12 protein-coding genes are annotated in these 19940 nt (G+C 58.3%); 3 read left to right on the forward strand and 9 right to left on the reverse strand.

Translation table 11 applies throughout. The features are described 5' to 3' along the window. Positions 1–94 precede the first annotated feature (94 nt). From HMPREF3178_RS01445 to bcsR, 9 genes are all read right to left on the reverse strand, one after another. Complete coding sequence (locus HMPREF3178_RS01445) at positions 95–1600, reverse strand: M16 family metallopeptidase (protein WP_004106697.1); 1506 nt, start codon at positions 1598–1600, stop codon at positions 95–97. A gap of 219 nt (positions 1601–1819) precedes the next feature. After that, complete coding sequence (locus HMPREF3178_RS01450) at positions 1820–3106, reverse strand: dicarboxylate/amino acid:cation symporter (protein WP_016807550.1); 1287 nt, start codon at positions 3104–3106, stop codon at positions 1820–1822. Between the two features lie 154 nt (positions 3107–3260). Then, positions 3261–5267: a biofilm formation regulator HmsP gene (gene hmsP, locus HMPREF3178_RS01455; protein WP_016807549.1), complete on the reverse strand. Its 2007-nt coding sequence runs from the start codon at positions 5265–5267 to the stop codon at positions 3261–3263. A gap of 541 nt (positions 5268–5808) precedes the next feature. Further along, a complete protein-coding gene (gene bcsC / locus HMPREF3178_RS01460) occupies positions 5809–9294 on the reverse strand; it encodes a cellulose synthase complex outer membrane protein BcsC (RefSeq protein WP_017145273.1) in 3486 nt (1161 codons plus the stop codon). Then, positions 9276–10382 (reverse strand): cellulose synthase complex periplasmic endoglucanase BcsZ, encoded by a 1107-nt coding sequence (bcsZ, locus tag HMPREF3178_RS01465; RefSeq protein ID WP_029496768.1) that lies wholly within the window; start codon positions 10380–10382, stop codon positions 9276–9278. The genes bcsC and bcsZ overlap by 19 nt, the downstream gene beginning before the upstream one ends. 6 nt (positions 10383–10388) lie before the next feature. Further along, entirely contained in the window at positions 10389–12728 is a 2340-nt protein-coding gene (gene bcsB, locus HMPREF3178_RS01470; RefSeq protein WP_023321744.1) for a cellulose biosynthesis cyclic di-GMP-binding regulatory protein BcsB, read from the reverse strand. A 10-nt stretch (positions 12729–12738) separates the two neighbouring features. Further along, the gene (gene bcsA / locus HMPREF3178_RS01475; protein WP_017145271.1) at positions 12739–15357 is read right to left on the reverse strand and encodes a UDP-forming cellulose synthase catalytic subunit; all 2619 of its coding nucleotides are present in this window, start codon (positions 15355–15357) and stop codon (positions 12739–12741) included. Further along, positions 15354–16091: a cellulose biosynthesis protein BcsQ gene (gene bcsQ, locus HMPREF3178_RS01480; protein WP_004106711.1), complete on the reverse strand. Its 738-nt coding sequence runs from the start codon at positions 16089–16091 to the stop codon at positions 15354–15356. Before bcsQ ends, bcsA begins: the two co-directional genes overlap by 4 nt. An 11-nt stretch (positions 16092–16102) precedes the next feature. Then, on the reverse strand, positions 16103–16291 hold the full coding sequence (gene bcsR / locus HMPREF3178_RS01485) for a cellulose biosynthesis protein BcsR (RefSeq protein WP_004106713.1): 189 nt from the start codon (positions 16289–16291) through the stop codon (positions 16103–16105). Between the two features lie 167 nt (positions 16292–16458). Between bcsR and bcsE the strand changes: the two genes are divergently transcribed. The 3 genes from bcsE to bcsG are packed head-to-tail and all read left to right on the forward strand — an operon-like array spanning position 16459 to position 19882. Beyond that, positions 16459–18015, forward strand: coding sequence for a cellulose biosynthesis protein BcsE (gene bcsE / locus HMPREF3178_RS01490; protein ID WP_029496767.1), 1557 nt, complete (start codon positions 16459–16461; stop codon positions 18013–18015). After that, positions 18012–18209 carry a cellulose biosynthesis protein BcsF gene (bcsF, locus tag HMPREF3178_RS01495; RefSeq protein WP_004106715.1) on the forward strand — a complete coding sequence of 66 codons (198 nt, stop codon included), beginning with the start codon at positions 18012–18014 and terminating at the stop codon, positions 18207–18209. Before bcsE ends, bcsF begins: the two co-directional genes overlap by 4 nt. Next, entirely contained in the window at positions 18206–19882 is a 1677-nt protein-coding gene (gene bcsG / locus HMPREF3178_RS01500; RefSeq protein WP_017145269.1) for a cellulose biosynthesis protein BcsG, read from the forward strand. Before bcsF ends, bcsG begins: the two co-directional genes overlap by 4 nt. The last annotated feature ends 58 nt before the right edge of the window (positions 19883–19940 follow it).

Below are 19940 nucleotides of genomic sequence, written 5' to 3' on the forward strand. Positions count from 1 at the left end.
CCGCCTCCGGGAAAATCACCGGGCCAATCCCGAGCAATAGTTAAAACAGATAAGCCATAAACCTCACCGGATAGCCACGCTATCCGGTTTTGCTTTACTGCGCAGGCGGGATATCCGTCGCTTCGCTACGTCCTTGCGCAACATCACCGGCGCTGTTCGACGCCGCGGCGGCCGCTGGCGCTGGCGCCATCAGCTTTTCCCACGTCGCCTGCAGGTCCTTCATGTTGTACTCCGGTTCGCCCTGCGGCTGCTGCAACACCAGCGCCATATCCTGCGAAAGCTGCTGACGCAGGTACTGATTCAGCATGTCAACCGTCAGCGAATTGAGGAACTCCTGACGCAGCTTCTGATACTGCTCGGGAGCGATATCCACCACCTGATTTTGCAACGAACGCATCCGCTGGCTAATCAGAAGATAGGTATCCGTACGGGCATAGGTGGCAAACAGCTTCTGCAGTTCAAGGTTTTTCTGCGCAATCAGGGCATCAAACTCATCCTGCGGCAGACCGTTATCGCGCACTTTCGCCAGCTCGCGCGCCACGGTCGTTAAGTTGGCGTTCAGCCGCTCGCCCGGCGATTCGATATTGATCGCGCACTGGGCGCGCTGGTAAAGCACGCGGCAGTCAAAGCCCAGGCCGATATCCTTGATGTTACTTTTGCTCAGATTCTGCTGAACGTGCCAGAACAGCGCTTCTCTGGCGAGGTCATCTCGCCAGTAGCGCTGCAGCGCGACCGAGTCGCGAATCGGCTGCCACGGCGCATCCCACATCAGCGACAGCTTATCCTGGCGCACTGCATCGGTCATGATGCTGACCGGCGTCGTCGGCAGCGGCGACAGGGTAGGAACCGCCACCGGCGTTTCGCGCTTGCCCTTCAGGCCGCCGAAAGTTTTGTTAATTTGCTCCGCGACGCTGCGGCTATCGACGTTGCCGACCACAATCAGGGTCATGGCATCCGGCGTGTACCACTTGTGGTAATAGTCTTTAAGCTGAGCAATATCCACCGGCTGCTTCAGCGGCGCCGCCGGATCATGCCCCAGCATGGTGGAGCCTTTCAGCCGATAACGCCACCAGCCCTCTTTAGTATCCGCAGGCCAGGTGACCACCATATCTTCGCCCTGCAGCGCATGGTTGACCGCTTCCGGAGTGATCGACATTTTACCGCTGGCGCTCGCCAGCCAGCTCAGCGCCTCTTTCAGCAGGTCGTTACGGTTATTCGGTAAGCTCAGGTTAAACAAACTGTAGTCATAAGAGACGATGGCGGGCGGCAGAGGACGTTTCGGGTCAATACTCTGCTGCCATAGCGAACGGGCCTGCATGGTCGGGAGGCCACCGTTTTGCGTCAGCGCGAGGCGCGGGATAAAGTGGCTAAAGCCGCTCTGCTGAGTGCTTTCGCTCAGCGAGCCAATATTCACGGACAGGCGAACTTCGATACGATCGCTGGGACGCTGCGGGGTGGCTAAAACCTGCCACTGAAACCCGTTTGCCAGTGTGCCCTGTTGCCAGGCCGGGTCCGGCTGGAGCGCTTCTGCCTGCACATAACCGACCGTCGCCAACATCAGCAAACCACCGGTTAAGAGTCGAATTTTTGTGCCCTGCATGTGAACCCCTGATGAACAATCCTGGTTACAACAGCGGCCCACGGGAGGGCCGCCGAAAAAATGGTGAGTTAAGTACGTCGGTTAGACCACACGGAGACGAAAATGTCGCATGTTGACGTGAAATAATCATAAGGGTCACCGCCGCGCATGCGGCAGCGACCCCTAATTATGCGCAGGAGCCCATAGTCCAGCAAGGGACTATGGACCTAACAGATGGATTTATGAGGATAATTCGTGCGATTTGTCTACCGGCGTACGGTTATTCAGCACATTATCGAGCTGCTGTGAGTCCAGCTCTTTAACCCATTTCGCGACCACAATAGTCGCTACGCCGTTACCCACCAGGTTGGTCAGCGCGCGCGCCTCGGACATAAAGCGGTCAATGCCAAGGATTAACGCCAGGCCAGCGACCGGCAAATGACCGACGGCGGAGATGGTCGCCGCCAGGACGATAAAGCCGCTGCCCGTCACGCCCGCCGCGCCTTTCGAGGAGAGCAGCAGCACCACCAGCAGGGTAATCTGATGGAAAATATCCATATGGCTGTTTGTCGCCTGGGCGATAAACACCGCCGCCATCGTCAGGTATATTGAGGTGCCATCGAGGTTAAAGGAGTACCCCGTCGGGATCACCAGCCCCACCACCGATTTACGGCAGCCCAGCTTCTCCATCTTATCAAGCATCCGCGGCAGCGCCGACTCGGACGAAGAGGTTCCCAGGACGATCAGCAGCTCTTCGCGGATATAGCGGATGAACTTAAAGATGCTGAAGCCGGTGGCTTTGGCGATCGAGCCCAGTACCACCACGACAAACAGGATACAGGTGATGTAGAAGCAGACGATCAGCTGACCAAGCTGCACCAGCGTACCGACGCCGTATTTCCCGATAGTAAAGGCCATGGCGCCGAATGCGCCAATCGGCGCCAGGCGCATGATCATATTGATGATGCCGAATATAACCTGCGAGAAGCTTTCGATAACGTTAAAAATCAGCTGGCCTTTGCTGCCCAGACGATGCAGCGCAAAACCGAACAGCACGGCAAACATCAGCACCTGCAGAATGTTGCCGCTGGCAAACGCGCCAATCACGCTGCCGGGGATAATATCGAGCAGGAACGCCACGATACCCTGATCTTTCGCCTGTTCGGCATAAACCGCCACGGCCTTCGCATCAAGGGTGGCCGGGTCAACGTTCATACCCGCGCCGGGCTGCACCACGTTAACAATGATCAGACCGATGATCAGCGCGATGGTGCTCACGACTTCAAAATAGAGCAGCGCCACCGCCCCGGTGCGGCCGACGGCCTTCATGCTCTCCATCCCGGCAATCCCCGTCACAACGGTACAGAAGATAACCGGGGCAATAATCATTTTAATCAGCTTAACGAAGGCATCGCCGAGGGGTTTCATCTGCGCACCCAGCTCCGGGTAAAAATGGCCCAGCAGAATACCGATCGCTATGGCCGATAAAACCTGGACATAGAGGCTTTTAAAGAAAGAGATTTTCATAGGGTGTCCTTTGGATATAACCACAGACTGTGAGGGGGTATTGCGTCTGTGGCTTAAAAATAACACCCATGAAACATTTCAGAAATAACGAGTGATGAAATTGCAATGCAATTGTTAATTTATTTGAACTGACTCGCATAAGCTAACAATGTTGTTACAAACTTGCATCCTCAACAACAGCCGGTAAAAAGCGGGCCTTAAAAGCCTCAGGCGGCATGGCGCAGCCAAAAAGATAACCTTGCACCGTCTCGACACCCGCCTCCTGCAGCCAGCGATACTGCTTATCGGTTTCAACGCCCTCCGCGACGATGTGCAGATTCAGCCCCCGCGCCAGCTGGATAATCGCGGGCACCATGCTGATGTCATCAGGTAGCATATCGATAAAGACTTTATCGATTTTCAGGATATCCACCGGCAGCGATTTAATATGCTGCAGTTGACGCAGCCCGGCGTAGCCCATACCAAAGTCGTCCAGCGCGATCCGCACGCCCGCTTCACGCAGCGGACGCAGCAGGGAAATTATGGCCTGCGGGTCGTCTATTCGACGGCTTTCGGTGACTTCGAGGATCAGCGTGCCCGGCGCGATACGATAGCGCGCGAGCAGCGCCAGCATCTCCGCGCCGCGATCGTGATGCAGCAGCTGTAGCTGCGACACGTTGACCGATAGCGGCAACATGATCCCCTGATTTTGCCAGGCGGCAAGCTGTCGGCAGGCCTCTTCCATCACCCAGTAGCCGACCGGGACGATCAGCCCGCAGGCTTCGATACGCTCAATCAGATCGCCAGGCAGCGACCAGCTCCCGTCAGCCTGACGCTGACGCAGCAGCGCTTCTGCACCGCAGACCTCGCCGCTGATAGTATCCACCTGCGGCTGCAGCCAGATGGCAAACTGCTGATTATCAAGCGCCGTTAAAATATCGTGCTCTTCCATCAGGCGGCGCTGCGCTTTTTCCATCTGTTCCGGATCGAAGAACTCAATCTGATTTTTACCTTTACGCCGCGCGGTAACGGCGGCGGAAAACGCCCGGCGATAGAGCTGTTCGCCGTTAATTTCGCCGTTAAACATCGCAATGCCGACGCTGGCGCAGGGGCGCAGCTGGATGCCGTGCAGGGGTAAACGTTCGCTTAAGACAGTAAGTACTTGCTTACTTAACGTCACCGCCTGCCAGGGCTCGGTAATTCCGTGGGCCAGAATCGCAAAGTCGTAGCCGCTCACCTGGGCCAGGACCATCTGCGTCGGGATAACCGCCCGCAGTTTTTCAACGAGCGTCAACAGCAGCATTTCGCGCTGCGTCTCTTTGAGTACGCCAGCGGTATCCTGCAGCGTTTCGCAGGCGACAATCAGCAGCGCAGACGCCTGCCCACGGGCGACGGTTTGCTCCAGCATCGCCATCAAAAAGGCTTTATTTGGCAGCTCGGATACCGGGAAACGGGTCGATTGCAAAGAGAGTTCATCGTGCAGGCGCAGCAGAGTCTGCTGGTTACGGTTATAGCTGCGCACCAGCATGCCGATTTCATCGTCATGATGTAAGCGCGGTATAGAAAGCTGATGGCCAAGACGCTCCTGCTGCGGGACATCATTCAGCTCGCGGGCGATTTTACGCAGCGGTCGTACCATCAGACGGTTGATGCACCAGGTGATGGCTACCGTCAGCATCAGCACCAAAAGTAAGTAAGCAGTCACTAATGTTGCCAGGGCGCTCATCACGAATTTATACATGCGATATGAATCGGCCTGCAGCACCAGATAGGCCAGCGGCTGTGGGTTAGCGGGCCGCTCAAGGGAGTAGATAGGCAGCGAAATCTGTACCGGCAGTTCAAACATGCGGGTGATGGTTACCGGCACCGGACGCTCGGGGATAAAGCGCATCCGCAGCGCCTGGAACTGATTAGGCAGGACAACATCCGCCCGGCTGACGATGCCAGCAGGCTGAATGCGGCTCAGAATGGCTTCCGCCTCCGGGATATCGGCTTTCAGAATAGCCGCTGACAGCGGTTCGCGGACGGAACGCGCAATGCTCTCTAACTGCGTGGCCGTGGTATAGCGACTCTGCTGAACAAAATGGAACAGCAAAATAGAACAGAAGACGAGTACAAACGCCATGGACACGCTCGCGACCATTGCCATCTGTTTAATTGTAAGTGAACGGCTGACGCGCAACGGGGTTCTCCACTGAAACTGAACGCATACCCGGTTTAGATCCATCATCTCCGGTCGTTTTCAGGCTGATTATATACTCAAATTGTTCGCTCACGCCCGCAAGGCGCGAAGCAATGCCATCGGGAGGCTTTCCCGGCGGCGGCACGGACCTGTAAGCATAGCGCGACCCGGGGACAATTCCCGGGCGGCGGCTGACGCCTTACCCGGGCTACAAAACCCGCAGGACCTGTAGCCCCGGTAAGCACAGCATTCCCGGGTCGCGGCTGACGCCTTACCCGGGCTACAAAACGACAAAACCGTCCGGGGGACAAGTTCACCACCGCCATCGGGTCGGTAGCCCGGACAAGGTGCCTCTGGCACCTTGTCCGGGATACAGCGCGCAATGCAGCTTCGCTAGCTCTCCCCAGTGGCGCCGCGCTTACCGGAGCTAAAGGTTCACAATCGCCACCGGAGGGGAAATCGGGCTGTATGGCCGGAGGCAACGAGTATACGCGAAGAGCGTCGTGGAGTGACGCCCTGTCGCATAATTCAGCCTAATCTGCTACCAGTCGGCGTAAGGGACCAGCGGTTGCGGCGGCATATCCATATCGCCCTGCCAGCCGGAAGCCGAATAGCGGACGTACAGCAGCGCATGGCTCGGGGTATAATCCTTCGCCTGCTGAATATCCACCGCCGCCCCGACAAACCAGTTGCTGGTTACCCGTCGTTCAATCAGCGCCCGCGCGGTATAGCCGACGCCAGAGCTGCTGCTGCCTTCTTCCGTAAGCTGGCTGGCATCATGACGATACTGAGAGGGGATCAAATTGAGCAGCGGATAGCGCGCCTCGGTTTTGGTCCGCGAGTGGGACCACGACACCGAGCCCCCCAGCTCCCATGACCAGTTCTCCGTCCGCTGACGCCAGGTCACAGGTACCGAGAAGGAGACATATTCCTGCGGACTGTAATATCCCCCCTGACCCAGGGTATAGCCGCTCAGGTCTTTATCGTAGTGCCAGAGCATATTGTTCAGGCCGACGGTGACCCGGCGGTTATCTTCGTTGATCGCTTTATAGTAGTAGCCGGTCATCCAGCGCACGCGCCAGTTGTCGGCAACGTTTTTCCCGGTCAGCTGGTCGACGCCCAACGAAGACCAGACCCCGTTGGCCTCGCCTTTATCGTAGCTCAGACTCACACCGCCGCCGTCGGCGCGCACCCCGCCCCAGGTCTTGCCAGTATGGCCGCCGTTAGGGTTATCTTTCTGCCCGCCGAAGGCCAACAGCGAGCTGGAGATGGGTCGCCGATGAAGATTAACGGTGTAGCCCAGCGGGCCAACGTCGCTGCTGTAGCTCAGGCCGCCCACCACATCAACGACGTTAAAGCCCATCGGCGTGGTGCCGATATCGCCGCTCCAGGTCTCGTTCTGCCAGCCCACCGCTACGCTGGCGCCGCTGTCGCTCTGATGTTTGCTGCCGCCGGTACAGGCGATTTCGCCGCAGGTGCCCCAGCTCGGCGCATAGCTGCCGTCGCTATTGGTAGAAAAACTCCCGGCATCCATATTAACCAGATCGGTACGGAAGAACATTCGCCCGTCGGCCAGCGGGGCATCTACGTGTAACATGGTGGTATGCGCTTTCAGATCGGAATAGCCGCCGGTACCGCTGGAGCCCCAGTAATCATGCTCGAGGGTGACGTTAAGATCCTGCTGGCGATAAAGATCGGCGGCATCACTGCGGATCCCGCGCTTGAGCCAGTCATCGCTGCTGTCGTTACGCGTTAAGCGCGTAAAGGTGTCGTTATCCTGCGGGCGCTCGCGAGTAACCCCGGAGGCCACCATGGCATCCTTATAACCTTCCAGCGCCTGCTGCGGCTCGCCGTTCTGCGCCTGGAAACGCGCGGCGTCGCGCAGCACCAGCGCGCTTTCCATCGACGGCGGCTGCGCTTTCGCCTGGGGCACGATGCGGGCGAAGGTTTGCTGCGCCTGAACGCGATCGCCCAGACCGGCCTGCGCGAGGGCAATACGCCGCTGCATATTGATAGAATCGATGTCTTCGCCCTTGAGCTGCGCCACCTGAGCGCGGGCAGCATTCTTATCGCCGTCGGCAAGATACACTTCCGCGAGTCCCAGACGCGCATCGCCGTTATCCGGCTGCTGGCCAAGCACCCGCTGATATTCCGCTATCGCAGTCTGGCTGTCGCCGCGCTGCTGCGCCCAGTCCGCCAGCGTGAGCGCGTAGCGCACCGACGTCGGTTGCTGTTTAATCAGCGCGATAGCCTGGGCCTCCTGGCCGCTATCGCGCAGCTGGTTTGCCTGCCGCAAGATCCTGTCGCTTTGCAGACGCGCCTCCAGCTCGCGAATATTGTCCGTCCACTGCCCTTGAGGCAGGGCGTTTATCTGCGCCAGCGCCATCTCATCCTGATTATTACCGGATAAATAGAGGCCGTAGGCGTAAACCCGATCAGCATCGCCAGGCTGGCGGTTGACCATCGCGCGCATCAGCGCGTCAGCCTCGCTGCGGCTGCCCGCGCTGACCAGATCCCGCGCCAGGCGGTAGGTTATCCACACGCTATCCGGATCCAGCGCCAGCCGACGGCGCTGCACTTCCGCCGCCTGCGCCCAGTCCCCCTGGCTCTCCAGCGCTTCGGCCTGTTTCTCCAGGCGTTCGTTCGTCAGGCTACGTTCAATATCATCAATGCTGCGCCGCTGGGCCGGCGACAGGCTGGCGATATACGCGCTGGCTTTTTCCGGCGATTCGCCGCGATACAGATTCGCCAGACCGCGTACCGCCAGGCTATTGCCGCGATCCATTCGCAGCGCGCGCTGGTAGTAACGCTCCGCCGCGGCGTTTTCTTTACGCGCCGCGGCCACGTCACCCAGCCCCAGCACCGCATAGCTATCGGTAGTGTCTATCCGCTGCGCCTGAGCGTAAGCATTTTGCGCTTGCGCCAGCTGGCCGCTTTTCAGAGCGCTATCGCCCTGCTTGATCAGCAGCCAGTAGCGGTTAGTCTTGAGCAGGCTGTCCCACTTATCGCGGCTCGGGCTATCCGGGGCCATTTTGATAGCTTTACTCAACTGAGCAACCGCCCGCGCCCGATCGCCGCGCTGGGAGTACGCCTGCCCCAATGCGCCAACCGCGTCGCTGTCTTTGGCATCCGCCCGGACAGCCTGTTGTAAATCGGCCACGGCCACCGAACCTTTCCCGGCCTTCACCGCCGCCAGCCCCTCCGCGCGATCGCGGAACGTCGGATCTTTGAGCTGGGTCTGCTGCTGATCGAGCAGAACGCGGGCATTTGCCGAGGTGGAACCGGTGGGGAATTGCACGATAAACCGCTGTAGCGCCTGTACGCTGGCCCGGCTCACCGGCATGCTTTTCACTTCGTTAAACCAGATGTCTGCTGCGATGCCACGACCCGCCGCCGAGCGCGACATCTGTTCAAGATACGCAAATCCCTCTTCCGGCTTATTATCGCCAAACATCTGTTTCGCCAGCGCCGTTTGCAGCTGGATGTTGTCCGGTAAGCGGGCGTTGAGTTTTTTCAGCTGATTGATGCCTTCGTTATGTCGGGCGGGCAGGCGCGCCACCAGCGTCCAGTACTCAATCGCCGCCTCATCATCATCCGGGACGCCGTTAAACAACTTCTCGTAAGCGGCGATGGCCTCGTCAACTTTCCCGGCCACGCCCAGCAGGCGCGCCTGCTGCAGCTCCTGGCGGCCATCGCCGGTGCTGCTTTTCATCTCGTCGCGCGAAGCTTTCAGCTCCGCCGATTCCGGCGCCAGCTTCGCCAGACGCGCCAGCTGCTTCTGCGCCCCGGCCGTATCGCCCTGGCGGAGAAGATAGCGCACTCGCGCGGCGACAACGTCCGGATTGTTCGGATCGATCAATTCCAGGCGGTAGAGCGACTGACGCACCAAATCCTCTCGTTTGCTGGCCTCGCCGAGGCGCACCTGCTCCAGCAGATGCTCCTGAACAGGCGTGTTCACGGCGTGAGCCAGCGGCATCAGCGCGACGCTTAGGGAGAGCGTGAATAAGCTTAATGAGAACTTGTGCATTCCTGGTTCCAGTCAGGCCGTAATTCGCCACCGGCAGTGAAGCGAAAACGGTGTTGATCCCATCCCTGGCCGAAAAGGGTCAGGACCGTGCTGTAGTAAGCATCCGCGCCGGGATAGTGGTCGGCGACGCGCTGCCGCTGAATGGCCCGGGCATCTTCATGCTGCAAGAAAGGCAGTAGCGCCGCGGAGAAGCCCACCGGACCGTTGCCGGTGGTTTTACCGGTCGCAACGTTGGTTTTTTCCGGCGGCACACCCTGCACTACCGTCCGGGCCGCCATCGGTTTAAAGCGCGTCAGCAGGCGGGCTTTTTGCTTATCGCCGTCATCGAGCATACCGGCCCACAGATAGACGCGAATGGCGTCATAGCTGCCGATAATGGGTTTCTCCGCCTTCAACTGCCAGCCTTTGCCTTTTTCGTAACGGACCCAGTCAGGCGAAAAGCCTTTCGGCGCGGTCTCCAGCAGCAGGCGCAGATTGCCGTCGCGTATCTTTGGCCAGGGAGCGCCAAACGCCGCAAAGTAGGTCGCCAGCTGCGGCGGCAGATAGCTGGGATTAAAACGCCAGCCGCCGTCATCGACGAAGCCGACTTTCCCCGGCAAAATCATCGGCCCCAGCCCCGGTACGGTAGCCACTTCTTCATCAGCAATACGCGCCAGCAGCGCTTTGCCGACTTCCGTATACTGGGGCGTTTCCCACAGTCGTCCGGCCTCCAGCAGCGCCCAGGCTATCCACAGGTCGGAATCCGAGGCTGAGTTGTTATCGAGCACCGTCCATTCGTCATCGCTCTTTTTCCCCCACAGCCATCCCGGCAGATGCGCGCGCAGATCGCCCTCGGCAAGGTTGTTTTGCGTCCACTCGAACAGCTTGCGGAAGCCTTCGCGGTCGTTGGCCGCCAGGGCAAAGAACAGCCCGTAGCTTTGTCCTTCCGAGGTGGTGATTTTTCGTGAATCGCTGGGGTCGATAACCCGCCCTTCGGCGCTGACGTACTCTTGTTTAAACTGCTCCCAGGCCGGCCACCGGCAGGCGGCGCTCGCCTGCGCCGCCGCCAGCATGCATATCGACAACACCACTGCACGTACCGCGTTCATCAGCAACTACTCATCATCAAGGTGGAGGCGACGGCGGCTGATAATACGCAGCATGCGCCACAGCACCCACGCCAGTAGTACGATGCTTAATGCCGCCAGCACCGCCAGCAGTACCGGATGGCTGGAGAGCGCAAACCAGATGCGTTCGAACCACGGCAGATGCCCGATATAGTAAACATCACCTACCCGCAGGCTGTTGACGCCCGACTCGCGAATCACCGAGACGGAGCCAAACATCGCCGCGCGTTTACCGCTATCGTTAAGCGCCTGGGTGAGCAATTCGTTACCGCGAGGGCTATCGGCCAGCAGCGCCACGACGCTGCGTTGATCGTTGTAAGGCGACTGGAAGCCGATTATCGCCGCCATCGGCCCGGATGACGTGATATCAGTGCGGGTATTCGGCGTTCTGGCTTCGGTATCGGGGTAAATGCTCGCCAGGTCGTAATGGCGCATCGGCATTTTCACCCAGCTTTTGGTCGCTTCAACCAGCAGGTTAATTTTCGTTTCGTCCTTCAGCGCCTGCGGAATAGAGCCAATCAGCAGCAGGTCGGCGTCTTTGTCCTTAATCTGGCTGCCGTCATCGGTCATGCGCAGGTTAATCGCCGCCAGGCCGGTTTGCGCGCCGATGCCGCCGGCCGTTTCCAGCAGCGTGGCCACCTGGCCCTCGGTCGGCGCTTTCGGCACCACGACTAAGGTATCGGAGAGATCGGCCATCCGGCTGTAGGGGAAGCCCGCGTTAGCAAACACGCGCAGATCCGGCATGGCCATAAAGTGATAGTACTTCGAGAAGTCGATGGTCGAGTCGTCCCCAATCACCACATGATTCTGCACCGGCTGGAAGGTAATACAGTTATCGATAGAGCCGCCGGGCATCGGGTTCATATACTGAAAATCGAAGCGCAGCTGGTTCATCGCCCCAAGGCGCAGCGCCGGGATTGTCACTTCCGTTTTGCCATCCAGCAGCCCCTGCAGCACCGGCAGGCGCAGAATCAGCTTATTCACATCCTGCGAACTGTTGAGGCTGAAAGACTGTAAGAACTGATCGTTCAGGCTGATATCCATGCGCGAGCTGTCCTTGATCGGCGGCATGGTGTAGCGATAGTTCAGGTTCATATCGATGCCGTTGGCGCGCAGCAGGTAGAGATCCGGCGGCAGGTTCAGCGCGACGTTAATGGAATCCGGCACCAGGCCGCTGGATTGCAGCTGCTGTTCGTAGGTTTTCAGCTCGGCAAAGGTCACCGCGCGATCGGTGCGCACCCAGTTTGGCGCATCGTACGGTTTACGCGCCTGCAGCTGTTTGACATCGTCAACCGTCACGCTGCTGCCGCGGAACAGAATATTGCCCTGCGCTATCCCCTTCGCCGCCTGCAACAGGTCTTTGTCATCTCGCCCAAAGACCACCAGTAGCTTAACGTACGGATTATCCGGATGGTCGATCATTTCAATAGTCGGCGCGTTAACCGGTGGATGCTCGCGCAGGAAGTCCGGGCGCTTATCGTTGGTCGCAAAAACAACGGCGTTGCGGTCCGGCAGCGCGTTGAACTGCACCGGGAACTGCTGACCGCGCCAGCCCGCCTTGCTGCCGAACCAGGAGGCAACGATCGCCGCCGCCTGCTGCTGCAGAACACCCGGCGAGGAGGCAAAGACCATCGGTAGCGTCAGCTGGCGGTTATCACGCGAATCGTAGAACGGCACAGGAAAATGCGAAAGATCGTTGCGCACGTTCAGCGACTGATAGGTTAAATCCAGATAGCTTTCGCGACCGACGTCCAGCCACAGGGTACTGCTGGCCGGGTTTTCACAGACGTCGCGATAGTGGCCGACGAACTCAAGGCGCACGCGGTTAAAGTCGGTGATATAGAGCGGATCGATTGGGATCTGCGCGCTGACTTTTTTGCCCAACTGCTCTTTGGTGACCGGCAAAACGCCCATCAGCTCATCATTAAGATAAACCTTCAGCTGCGACTGCACCGGCAGCAGTGACGGAGAGGGGGTGTAGTCGAGATTAAGCAACGCTTTCGCCACCACCTCATCGCTGCGCATGCCGAACTCGACCGAACCCTCGGGGCGCGCGCCGCGCAGTACCATGCTGCCGGGAGGCGGAGCGATTTTGGCGAAGGTCAGCTTCACGTCGCGGCTCGGGGCGTTATCGAGCACCACCACCGGCGCCGCCGGATCGGCAAGGGTCGCCGTTGGCTGGCCGTCCGCTACCGTACCGGCAATACCGGGCACGGTTGTCGTCTGCGCCGCTGCCGTTGCCGCCGTCGGTTCCGCATACGACGCGAAGGAGGACCAGCCGCCAATGCCCACCGCTACTGCACAAATCAAAGAGAGTTTTCTGTTCATCGCATTATCATCATTGTTGGGCCATCGCCGGTTCTGCCGAGAGTGTCGCCGCAGCGCGTTCCGGACGGCGCGGAATAAACGAAACAAACCAGGCCACCAGCATGGTGAGCGAGCGGAAAATAACCTTCACCGACGGCGGGGAGAACTCCGCCAGGTGACGATATCCACGGAACCCCAGCTTCAGGATATCCAGCAGGCTTTCCATCGGCTTATCTTCCGGGAAGCTATCCTGCCAAAGCGCCCACGTATCTGCGCGGGCAAACGTACACTGCACAAAATCAATATGTTGTTGATTGCTTAGCGGCAGCAGCTGTAGCCCAACTTCACTGCCGTTAACCCGCGCGACCCGCACCGGGAAGGCATACTCCTGCTGCCCGCGTTTCAGCAGCAGCTTAACGTGCTGGCTTTCCAGCACCTGCGCCTCGCCGTGAATTCTGACGCCGAGGCCGCCGTCGGAGTAATCATGGACGGTACAGGAGAACAGGTGCCCGTCCTCGCGGGCAATCGCCGCCGGCATCGACATCTCCACGCGATGCGAGCGCCGCACCTGCTTGCTTTCAACCGATACCGCCACCGCGCCGCCGAGAATAATCAGGTTATAGAACACCCAGATAATGCTGACCCAGACGGTCAAAATTTCGTTTTCCGGGCCGTACATAAAGCGCCAGATACCCACGCCAACGCCGACCAGATTCAGCAGCACGAGGTAGATATAGGGACGCGAGATCACCCAGTCGACGTACTCGTCCTCCACCAGGCCGCCTTTTGCCGTCACGTTGAATTTGCCCTTATGCGGGTTAATCAACGCGACAACGGTCGGCGGCGCGATATACCACGCCAGTACCGTTTCATAGATCTCACTCCAGAAAGAGTGGCGGTATTTACCCTGAATCTTCGAGTTAGTCAGGCTGGCGTGAATCATATGCGGTAGCACGAACAGGGCGATCATCAGCGCCGGCGCATAGATGATATAGGCGTGGAGGAGCAGAAACGCCAGCGGCGCGGTCAGGAAGATCAGCCGCGGAATACCGGACAGGAAGTGCAGCATCGCGTTGACGTAGCAGATGCGCTGCGCCAGCTTCAGCCCTTTACCAAACAACGGGTTATCAAGGCGGAATATCTGCACCATCCCGCGCGCCCAGCGGATGCGCTGGCCGATATGCGCCGACAGGCTCTCCGTCGCCAGGCCGGCCGCCTGCGGAATACGCATATAGGCCGAAGTGTGCCCGCGACGATGCAGGCGCAAAGAGGTGTGGGCGTCTTCGGTGACCGTTTCCACGGCAATGCCGCCGATTTCATCCAGCGGGCCGCGGCGGATCACCGCACAGGAGCCGCAGAAGAAGGTGGCATCCCACATGTCGTTGCCGTCCTGCACCAGGCCATAAAACAACGTGCCTTCGTTCGGCGTTTTGCGAAAACGCCCCAGGTTACGTTCAAACGGGTCTGGAGAGAAGAAGTGGTGCGGCGTCTGCATCATCGCCAGCTCTTTCTCCTTCAGGAACCAGCCCATGGTCATCTGCAGGAACGAGCGGGTCGGCACGTGGTCGCAGTCGAAAATCGACACAAACTCGCCTTTGGCGTACTTCAGCGCATTGTTGATATTCCCGGCTTTCGCGTGTTCGTGCGTGGTGCGCGCGATGTAATGCACGCCAACGTCTTTGGCGAACTGGCGGAACTCTTCGCGCCCGCCGTCATCGAGGATCCAGATATTAAGCTTGTCCTTCGGCCAGTCGATCCCCTGCGAGGCGTAAATGGTGTTTTTCACCACGTTGAGATCTTCGTTATAAGTCGGCACGAAGATATCGACCGTCGGCCATTGCGCCATATCTTCCGGCAGCGGAACCGGCTGACGGTTCAGCGGCCAGACGACCTGGAAATAGCCCAGCACCAGCACCACCCAGGCGTAGGTTTCAGCGAACAGCAGGATTATCCCGCACACCAGGCTTACGGGGTCGTCCCAGTTTAGCGTCGAGGTGTAGCGCCACCAGATATAGCGGCACGAGACCGTCAGCGAAAGCACGATCAGCATCAGCGCCGAGAAGCGCCCGGGGATGCGCCGTACCAGCAGCGCCACGCCCCACAGCAGCAGCAGAAAAATAAACTGCGAGAGCGGATTAAACGGCTGGGTAATACAGAGTAGCGCCAGGATCAGCGAGAAAAAGGTTATCGTGCCAAGGAGAAGCCGCCGCACTTTTGGATGCAGATGCCCCAGCTCCTTATGCTTATCCAGATGACCGGTGCGGGCGTTGACCTTTTCCGGTAGCTTTTCCAGCCACTGCGCATAGCGCCCCTGCACGCCTTCCAGCGCCGCCAGCGAACGCCAGTTGATCTTTTTATCCGGCTCCGGCACCCGCGTCACCAGCAGCCACAGGGCTTGCAGCAGATAGCGAATCGGGTCCAGCGGGCGCGGTCGATGCGGATTAATATGCGGAAAAAACTCGCCATGACGTTCGCGAATTGCCTGCCAGCGCGGGGTTTCCAGCGGCATCAACGCCCATGCCAGAGATGCCCACAAGCAGCCCAGCGCGGCCGCCAGCCGCGACGCGCCGTGCTGGCGATAATCGCGATAGCGTTCGCTCAACCGCTCTCCAACCGGCGGCGCCAGCAGTAGCGTACTCAGGCGAATCATTCCGCGCCCCTTCCGGCGTAGTGCAGCAGGCACCAGTTGGCCAGCGTCAGTATCTCTTCCGCCGCCAGCGAGTCCTGGCGATATTCGCCGAGCGGTTGCTTCGCCGCCAGACACTCCGCCATCGCTTCATCACGATGAATAGTCACCGGCAGAATGCGGCGCTGGCTCTCCAGCCACAGCTGATAGAGATCCTCCTGCAGCTGGCTGCCGACGCGCAGATCGTTAATCAAAATATCGCTATTGACCGGCAGCGCCTGCTGATGCAGGCGAATATGGCTGTTGCCGTCCGGATGCACCACGACCAGCGTGCGATCGCAGACGTCAATCAGGGAGCGGGTCAGCGGTGAGAACCCGTCCGGCAGATCAATCAGCAGCCAGCGGTGATCGCCCTGCTGATGGAGCTTCTGCACCATCCCGGCCATCGGGGCCAGCGGCGTCTGAAGCTGGTCAATATTCTCGCGCTCGCCCGGCGTTAGCTGGCCAAAGGGCAGCAGATCGATATGCGAGGTGTAGCGCAGCCCGGCGTCTCGCCAGTCGTTCCCGTCGATGAGGGCGCGCGCCCAGCCCGCGTTGTGGCGGTAATCGACGTTGAAAAAGAAGCGCAGCATGTTATCCGGGCTGGCGTCCACCACCAGCACGGTTTCCCCGAGTAATTGCAGCGCCCAAGCCAGCGCAGCGGTGATCGACGTGGTGCCGGTGCCGCCGCGCACGCCTTGTAATCCCAGAATAGCCATCGATGGCTTCCTTACTTTTTCTCTGCTAATTCAGCCAGTAGCGGCCAGCGTTTCAGCGCCGCGGTTAACTGCTCGCGTCGGGAAATATCATGATAATCAATATCAGGCAGGGAAAATGCCCGGCTTAACGCCAGGAAATCATTTTGAAACGTATAGCCCAAAGTCGCATCGGTGGGTACAGCAGGCTCTTTTGCTGGCATTTCTCTGTCCGTTGGAAAAATTAATAAATTATACCGAGAGGCGTTCGTTCATCCTTAAAATAGGTTTACATGCTAAAACTGATGTCCTTTAATTTCAATGTTAGGTTTACTCTGTCGCTTTCGCTAGTAAACTAATCAAGTGTAAAACAGGTCTCACGAGGGACACCGTGGATATCGTATATTCTTTGGGTATTTCATCATTATGGGACGAAGTGTGCCATATGCCCGTTGGCGGCGTGTGGTGGCTCAATGTCGACCGCCATGCGGACGCGGTAAGCTTGCTCAACCAAACGCTTGCGGCCCAGGATAAACAGGCTCGCGTTGCGACGATAGCCATGGGTGATAACCCAAATGAAATCATAAAATTAGAAAAAGAACGCGGGCCTGAGAAAATCGCATTATTTACCATGCCGAACCGCTTTGAAGGGCTGGAAGAAATGCACCGCGATTTAGTCTGTTCCCTCGAACCTGGCAATTATTTGTTTATTCTGCTATGTGCTGAAAATGCCTGGCAGAATATTAAAAGCGAACAATTATGCAATTGGGTTGAGAAATCATATCGATGGACTAATTATCATCGTTGTTCATTATTAGTGCTTAATTCCGGGCACGATATCGATAAGCAACTTTCCCCTTTATTACGCGAGTACCGCTCGCTTTCCGGACTGGCAAGTATACGTTACCAGGGAGATAACCACCTGTTCGATATTGCCTGGTGGGGCAGCGAAAAGGGCATCAGCGCCCGGCAGCAGCTCATTGTTTTACACGATGAAAACGGCTGGCGGCTGGCGCAGGACGAGGAAACGGTGGTACAACCGCGCAGCGACGAGAAAACCATCCTCAGCAACCTGCGCGTACTGGAGGGGGCGCCCGCGCTTTCCGAATACTGGACGCTGTTCGAAACCAATGACGCCGTTTTCAACGCCGGCAGAATGGCGCAGGCGGCGACGCTGATTTTCTCCATTACCCAGAACGAACAGATTGAACAGCTGGGACGCTATATCCACACCCTGCGCCGCCAGCGCGGTAGCGCGCTGAAAATTGTCGTGCGCGAGCAAACGCCAAGCCTGCGCGCCACCGATGAACGCCTGCTGCTGAGCAGCGGCGCCAATATGGTTATTCCCAGCGGCGCACCGTTATCGCGCTGCCTCACGCTTATAGAAAGCGTTCAAAAACAGCAGTTTACTCGCCATATTCCGGAGGATTTTAATACTCTGCTGAACTGGAGCCAGCCGCTGAAGCTGCGCGGCTACCAGAAGTGGGATGCCTTCTGCGAAGCGGTGCACAATATTATGGCCAACACCATGCTGCCCGCCGACGGCAAAGGGGTGATGGTGGCGCTGCGCCCGGCGCCCGGTCTGCGCGTAGAGCAGGCGCTGACGCTGTGTAAGCCTAATCGCATGGGCGACATCATGACCATCGGTAATAATCGCCTGGTGCTGTTTCTGTCATTTTGCCGGGTGAACGACCTCGACACCGCGTTAAACCATATCTTCCCTTTACCTACCGGCGATATTTTCTCTAATCGTATGATTTGGTTCGAAGATAAGCAGATAGCGGCTGAAATCCTGCAGATGCGCGGGATTATGCCGGAGAACTGGAATACGCCGCTGCCTGTTTCGCTTGCCAAAAAAACGCCTATCAACGCGACCCACGACGGACGTAGCTGGCGGCGAACCCCCGAGCCGCATCGTCTGTCCATCGACGGGGAGCCAACCTTATGATGTCGATTGCCGATATTATTCAGCTGGTCGTCCTGTGCGCCCTGCTGTTCTTTCCGCTGGGTTACCTTACGCGCCACTACCAGCGGCGAATTCGCACCACGTTAAGACTGATGTTCTTTAAACCCCGTTATGTCAAACCGGCTGGCGTGCTGCGCCGGGAAGCGGCATCCAGGCAAGGCAAATCAACGAAATGACCAAACCTAAAACCCCCTCAGCGTCGCTTCCGCTCTGGCGCTACTGGCGCGGCCTATCTGGCTGGAACTTCTACTTTCTGGTGAAGTTTGCCTTGCTATGGGCGGGATACCTCAATTTTCATCCCATGCTAAACCTGGTGTTTCTGGCCTTTCTGCTGGTGCCGATTCCGCAATATAAGCTGCACCGTATTCGCCACTGGATAGCGATCCCGCTGGGCTTTATGCTGTTCTGGCACGACACCTGGCTGCCCGGCCCGGAAAGCATCGTCAGCCAGGGTTCGCAGATTGCCGGCTTCAGCGCCGACTATATCTGGGATTTGGTAACCCGCTTTATTAACTGGAATATGATTGGCGCGTTCTTCGTGCTGCTGGTTCTGTGGCTGTTTATCAGCCAGTGGCTACGGGTAACGGTATTTGTCTCAGCAATTATGATTTGGCTGGTCGCCAGTCCGCTGCTACCTTCGTTTACCCTTTGGCCGACAGGTCAGCCGACGACCGCGGCGGCGAATAACGCGCCAAATACCGGTGGCGGGGCAATCGTCGCGACCAACGCCGCCCCGGCGAATAACGATATCCCGGCGCAAACGGAGCCGCCGACATCGGCCAATCTGACCAACTGGCTGAATACCTTTTACGCCTCTGAGCAGAAACGCAAAACCACGTTTCCTGATGCGCTCCCGGCCGATGCCCAGCCGTTTGATGTCTTGATCATCAACATCTGCTCGCTCTCATGGTCGGATATCGAAGCAGCGGGATTGATGGAGCATCCGCTGTGGAAGCATTTTGACCTGCTGTTCAAAAACTTTAACTCGGCGACCTCTTACAGCGGGCCGGCAGCGGCGCGTCTGCTGCGCGCCAGCTGCGGCCAGCTCTCTCACGCCAACCTTTATCAACCCTCAGGCAGCGAATGCTATCTGTTTGAAAACCTGGCGAAGCTGGGTTTCACCCAGCAGCTGATGCTCGGTCACAACGGTGTCTTCGGCGACTTCCTGAAAGAGCTTCGTTCGTTGGGCGGTATCCAGAGCCCACTGATGGATCAAAGCGGCCTGCCGGTCATTCTGCAGGGCTTTGACGGCTCACCGGTCTATGATGACCAGGCGACGCTGAACCGCTGGCTGCAGTCGCTGGATAAGCTGAATACGCCGCGCACGGCGACCTTCTACAACACGCTGCCGCTGCACGACGGCAACCACTATCCGGGCCAGAGCAAAACCGCGGACTATAAAGCCCGTGCGCAGAAGTTCTTCGACGAACTGGACAGTTTCTTTACTGAGCTGGAGAAATCGGGACGCAAGGTGATGGTCATCGTCGTGCCTGAACACGGCGCGGCATTAAAAGGCGATAAAATGCAGGTCTCCGGTCTGCGCGATATTCCCAGCCCATCCATTACCAACGTGCCGGCGGCGGTGAAATTCTTCGGCATTAAGGCAAGACATCCCGATGCGCCCATTATCATCAGCCAGCCAAGCAGCTACCTGGCGGTTTCTGAGCTGGTGGTTCGCGCCCTCGACGGCAAGATGTTTGATGAGAATGACATCAACTGGCAGCAGTACATTGCCAACCTGCCGCAGAGCGCGGCGGTGTCGGAAAACTCCAACGCCATCGTCATTCAGTATCAGGGTAAACCGTATGTTCAGTTGAACGGCGGCAGTTGGGTACCTTATCCGCAATAAAACGAAAAAGGCCGCAGGATGTTCCCCCTGCGGCCCCGTTCGGGCGCATGCTGCCACT

Origin of the sequence: Klebsiella sp. HMSC09D12 (assembly GCF_001808475.1) — a bacterium.
Taxonomy (GTDB): Bacteria; Pseudomonadota; Gammaproteobacteria; order Enterobacterales; family Enterobacteriaceae; genus Klebsiella; species Klebsiella oxytoca.

Excerpts from the sequence above, each read along its gene's own strand:
- HMPREF3178_RS01445 (WP_004106697.1), bottom strand. The coding sequence starts at position 1,600 with ATGCAGGGCACAAAAATTCGACTCTTAACCGGTGGTTTGCTGATGTTG.
- HMPREF3178_RS01450 (WP_016807550.1), bottom strand. The coding sequence starts at position 3,106 with ATGAAAATCTCTTTCTTTAAAAGCCTCTATGTCCAGGTTTTATCGGCC.
- bcsC (WP_017145273.1), bottom strand. The coding sequence starts at position 9,294 with ATGCACAAGTTCTCATTAAGCTTATTCACGCTCTCCCTAAGCGTCGCG.
- bcsZ (WP_029496768.1), bottom strand. The coding sequence starts at position 10,382 with ATGAACGCGGTACGTGCAGTGGTGTTGTCGATATGCATGCTGGCGGCG.
- bcsB (WP_023321744.1), bottom strand. The coding sequence starts at position 12,728 with ATGAACAGAAAACTCTCTTTGATTTGTGCAGTAGCGGTGGGCATTGGC.
- bcsA (WP_017145271.1), bottom strand. The coding sequence starts at position 15,357 with ATGATTCGCCTGAGTACGCTACTGCTGGCGCCGCCGGTTGGAGAGCGG.
- bcsQ (WP_004106711.1), bottom strand. The coding sequence starts at position 16,091 with ATGGCTATTCTGGGATTACAAGGCGTGCGCGGCGGCACCGGCACCACG.
- bcsR (WP_004106713.1), bottom strand. The coding sequence starts at position 16,291 with ATGCCAGCAAAAGAGCCTGCTGTACCCACCGATGCGACTTTGGGCTAT.
- bcsF (WP_004106715.1), top strand. The coding sequence starts at position 18,012 with ATGATGTCGATTGCCGATATTATTCAGCTGGTCGTCCTGTGCGCCCTG.
- bcsG (WP_017145269.1), top strand. The coding sequence starts at position 18,206 with ATGACCAAACCTAAAACCCCCTCAGCGTCGCTTCCGCTCTGGCGCTAC.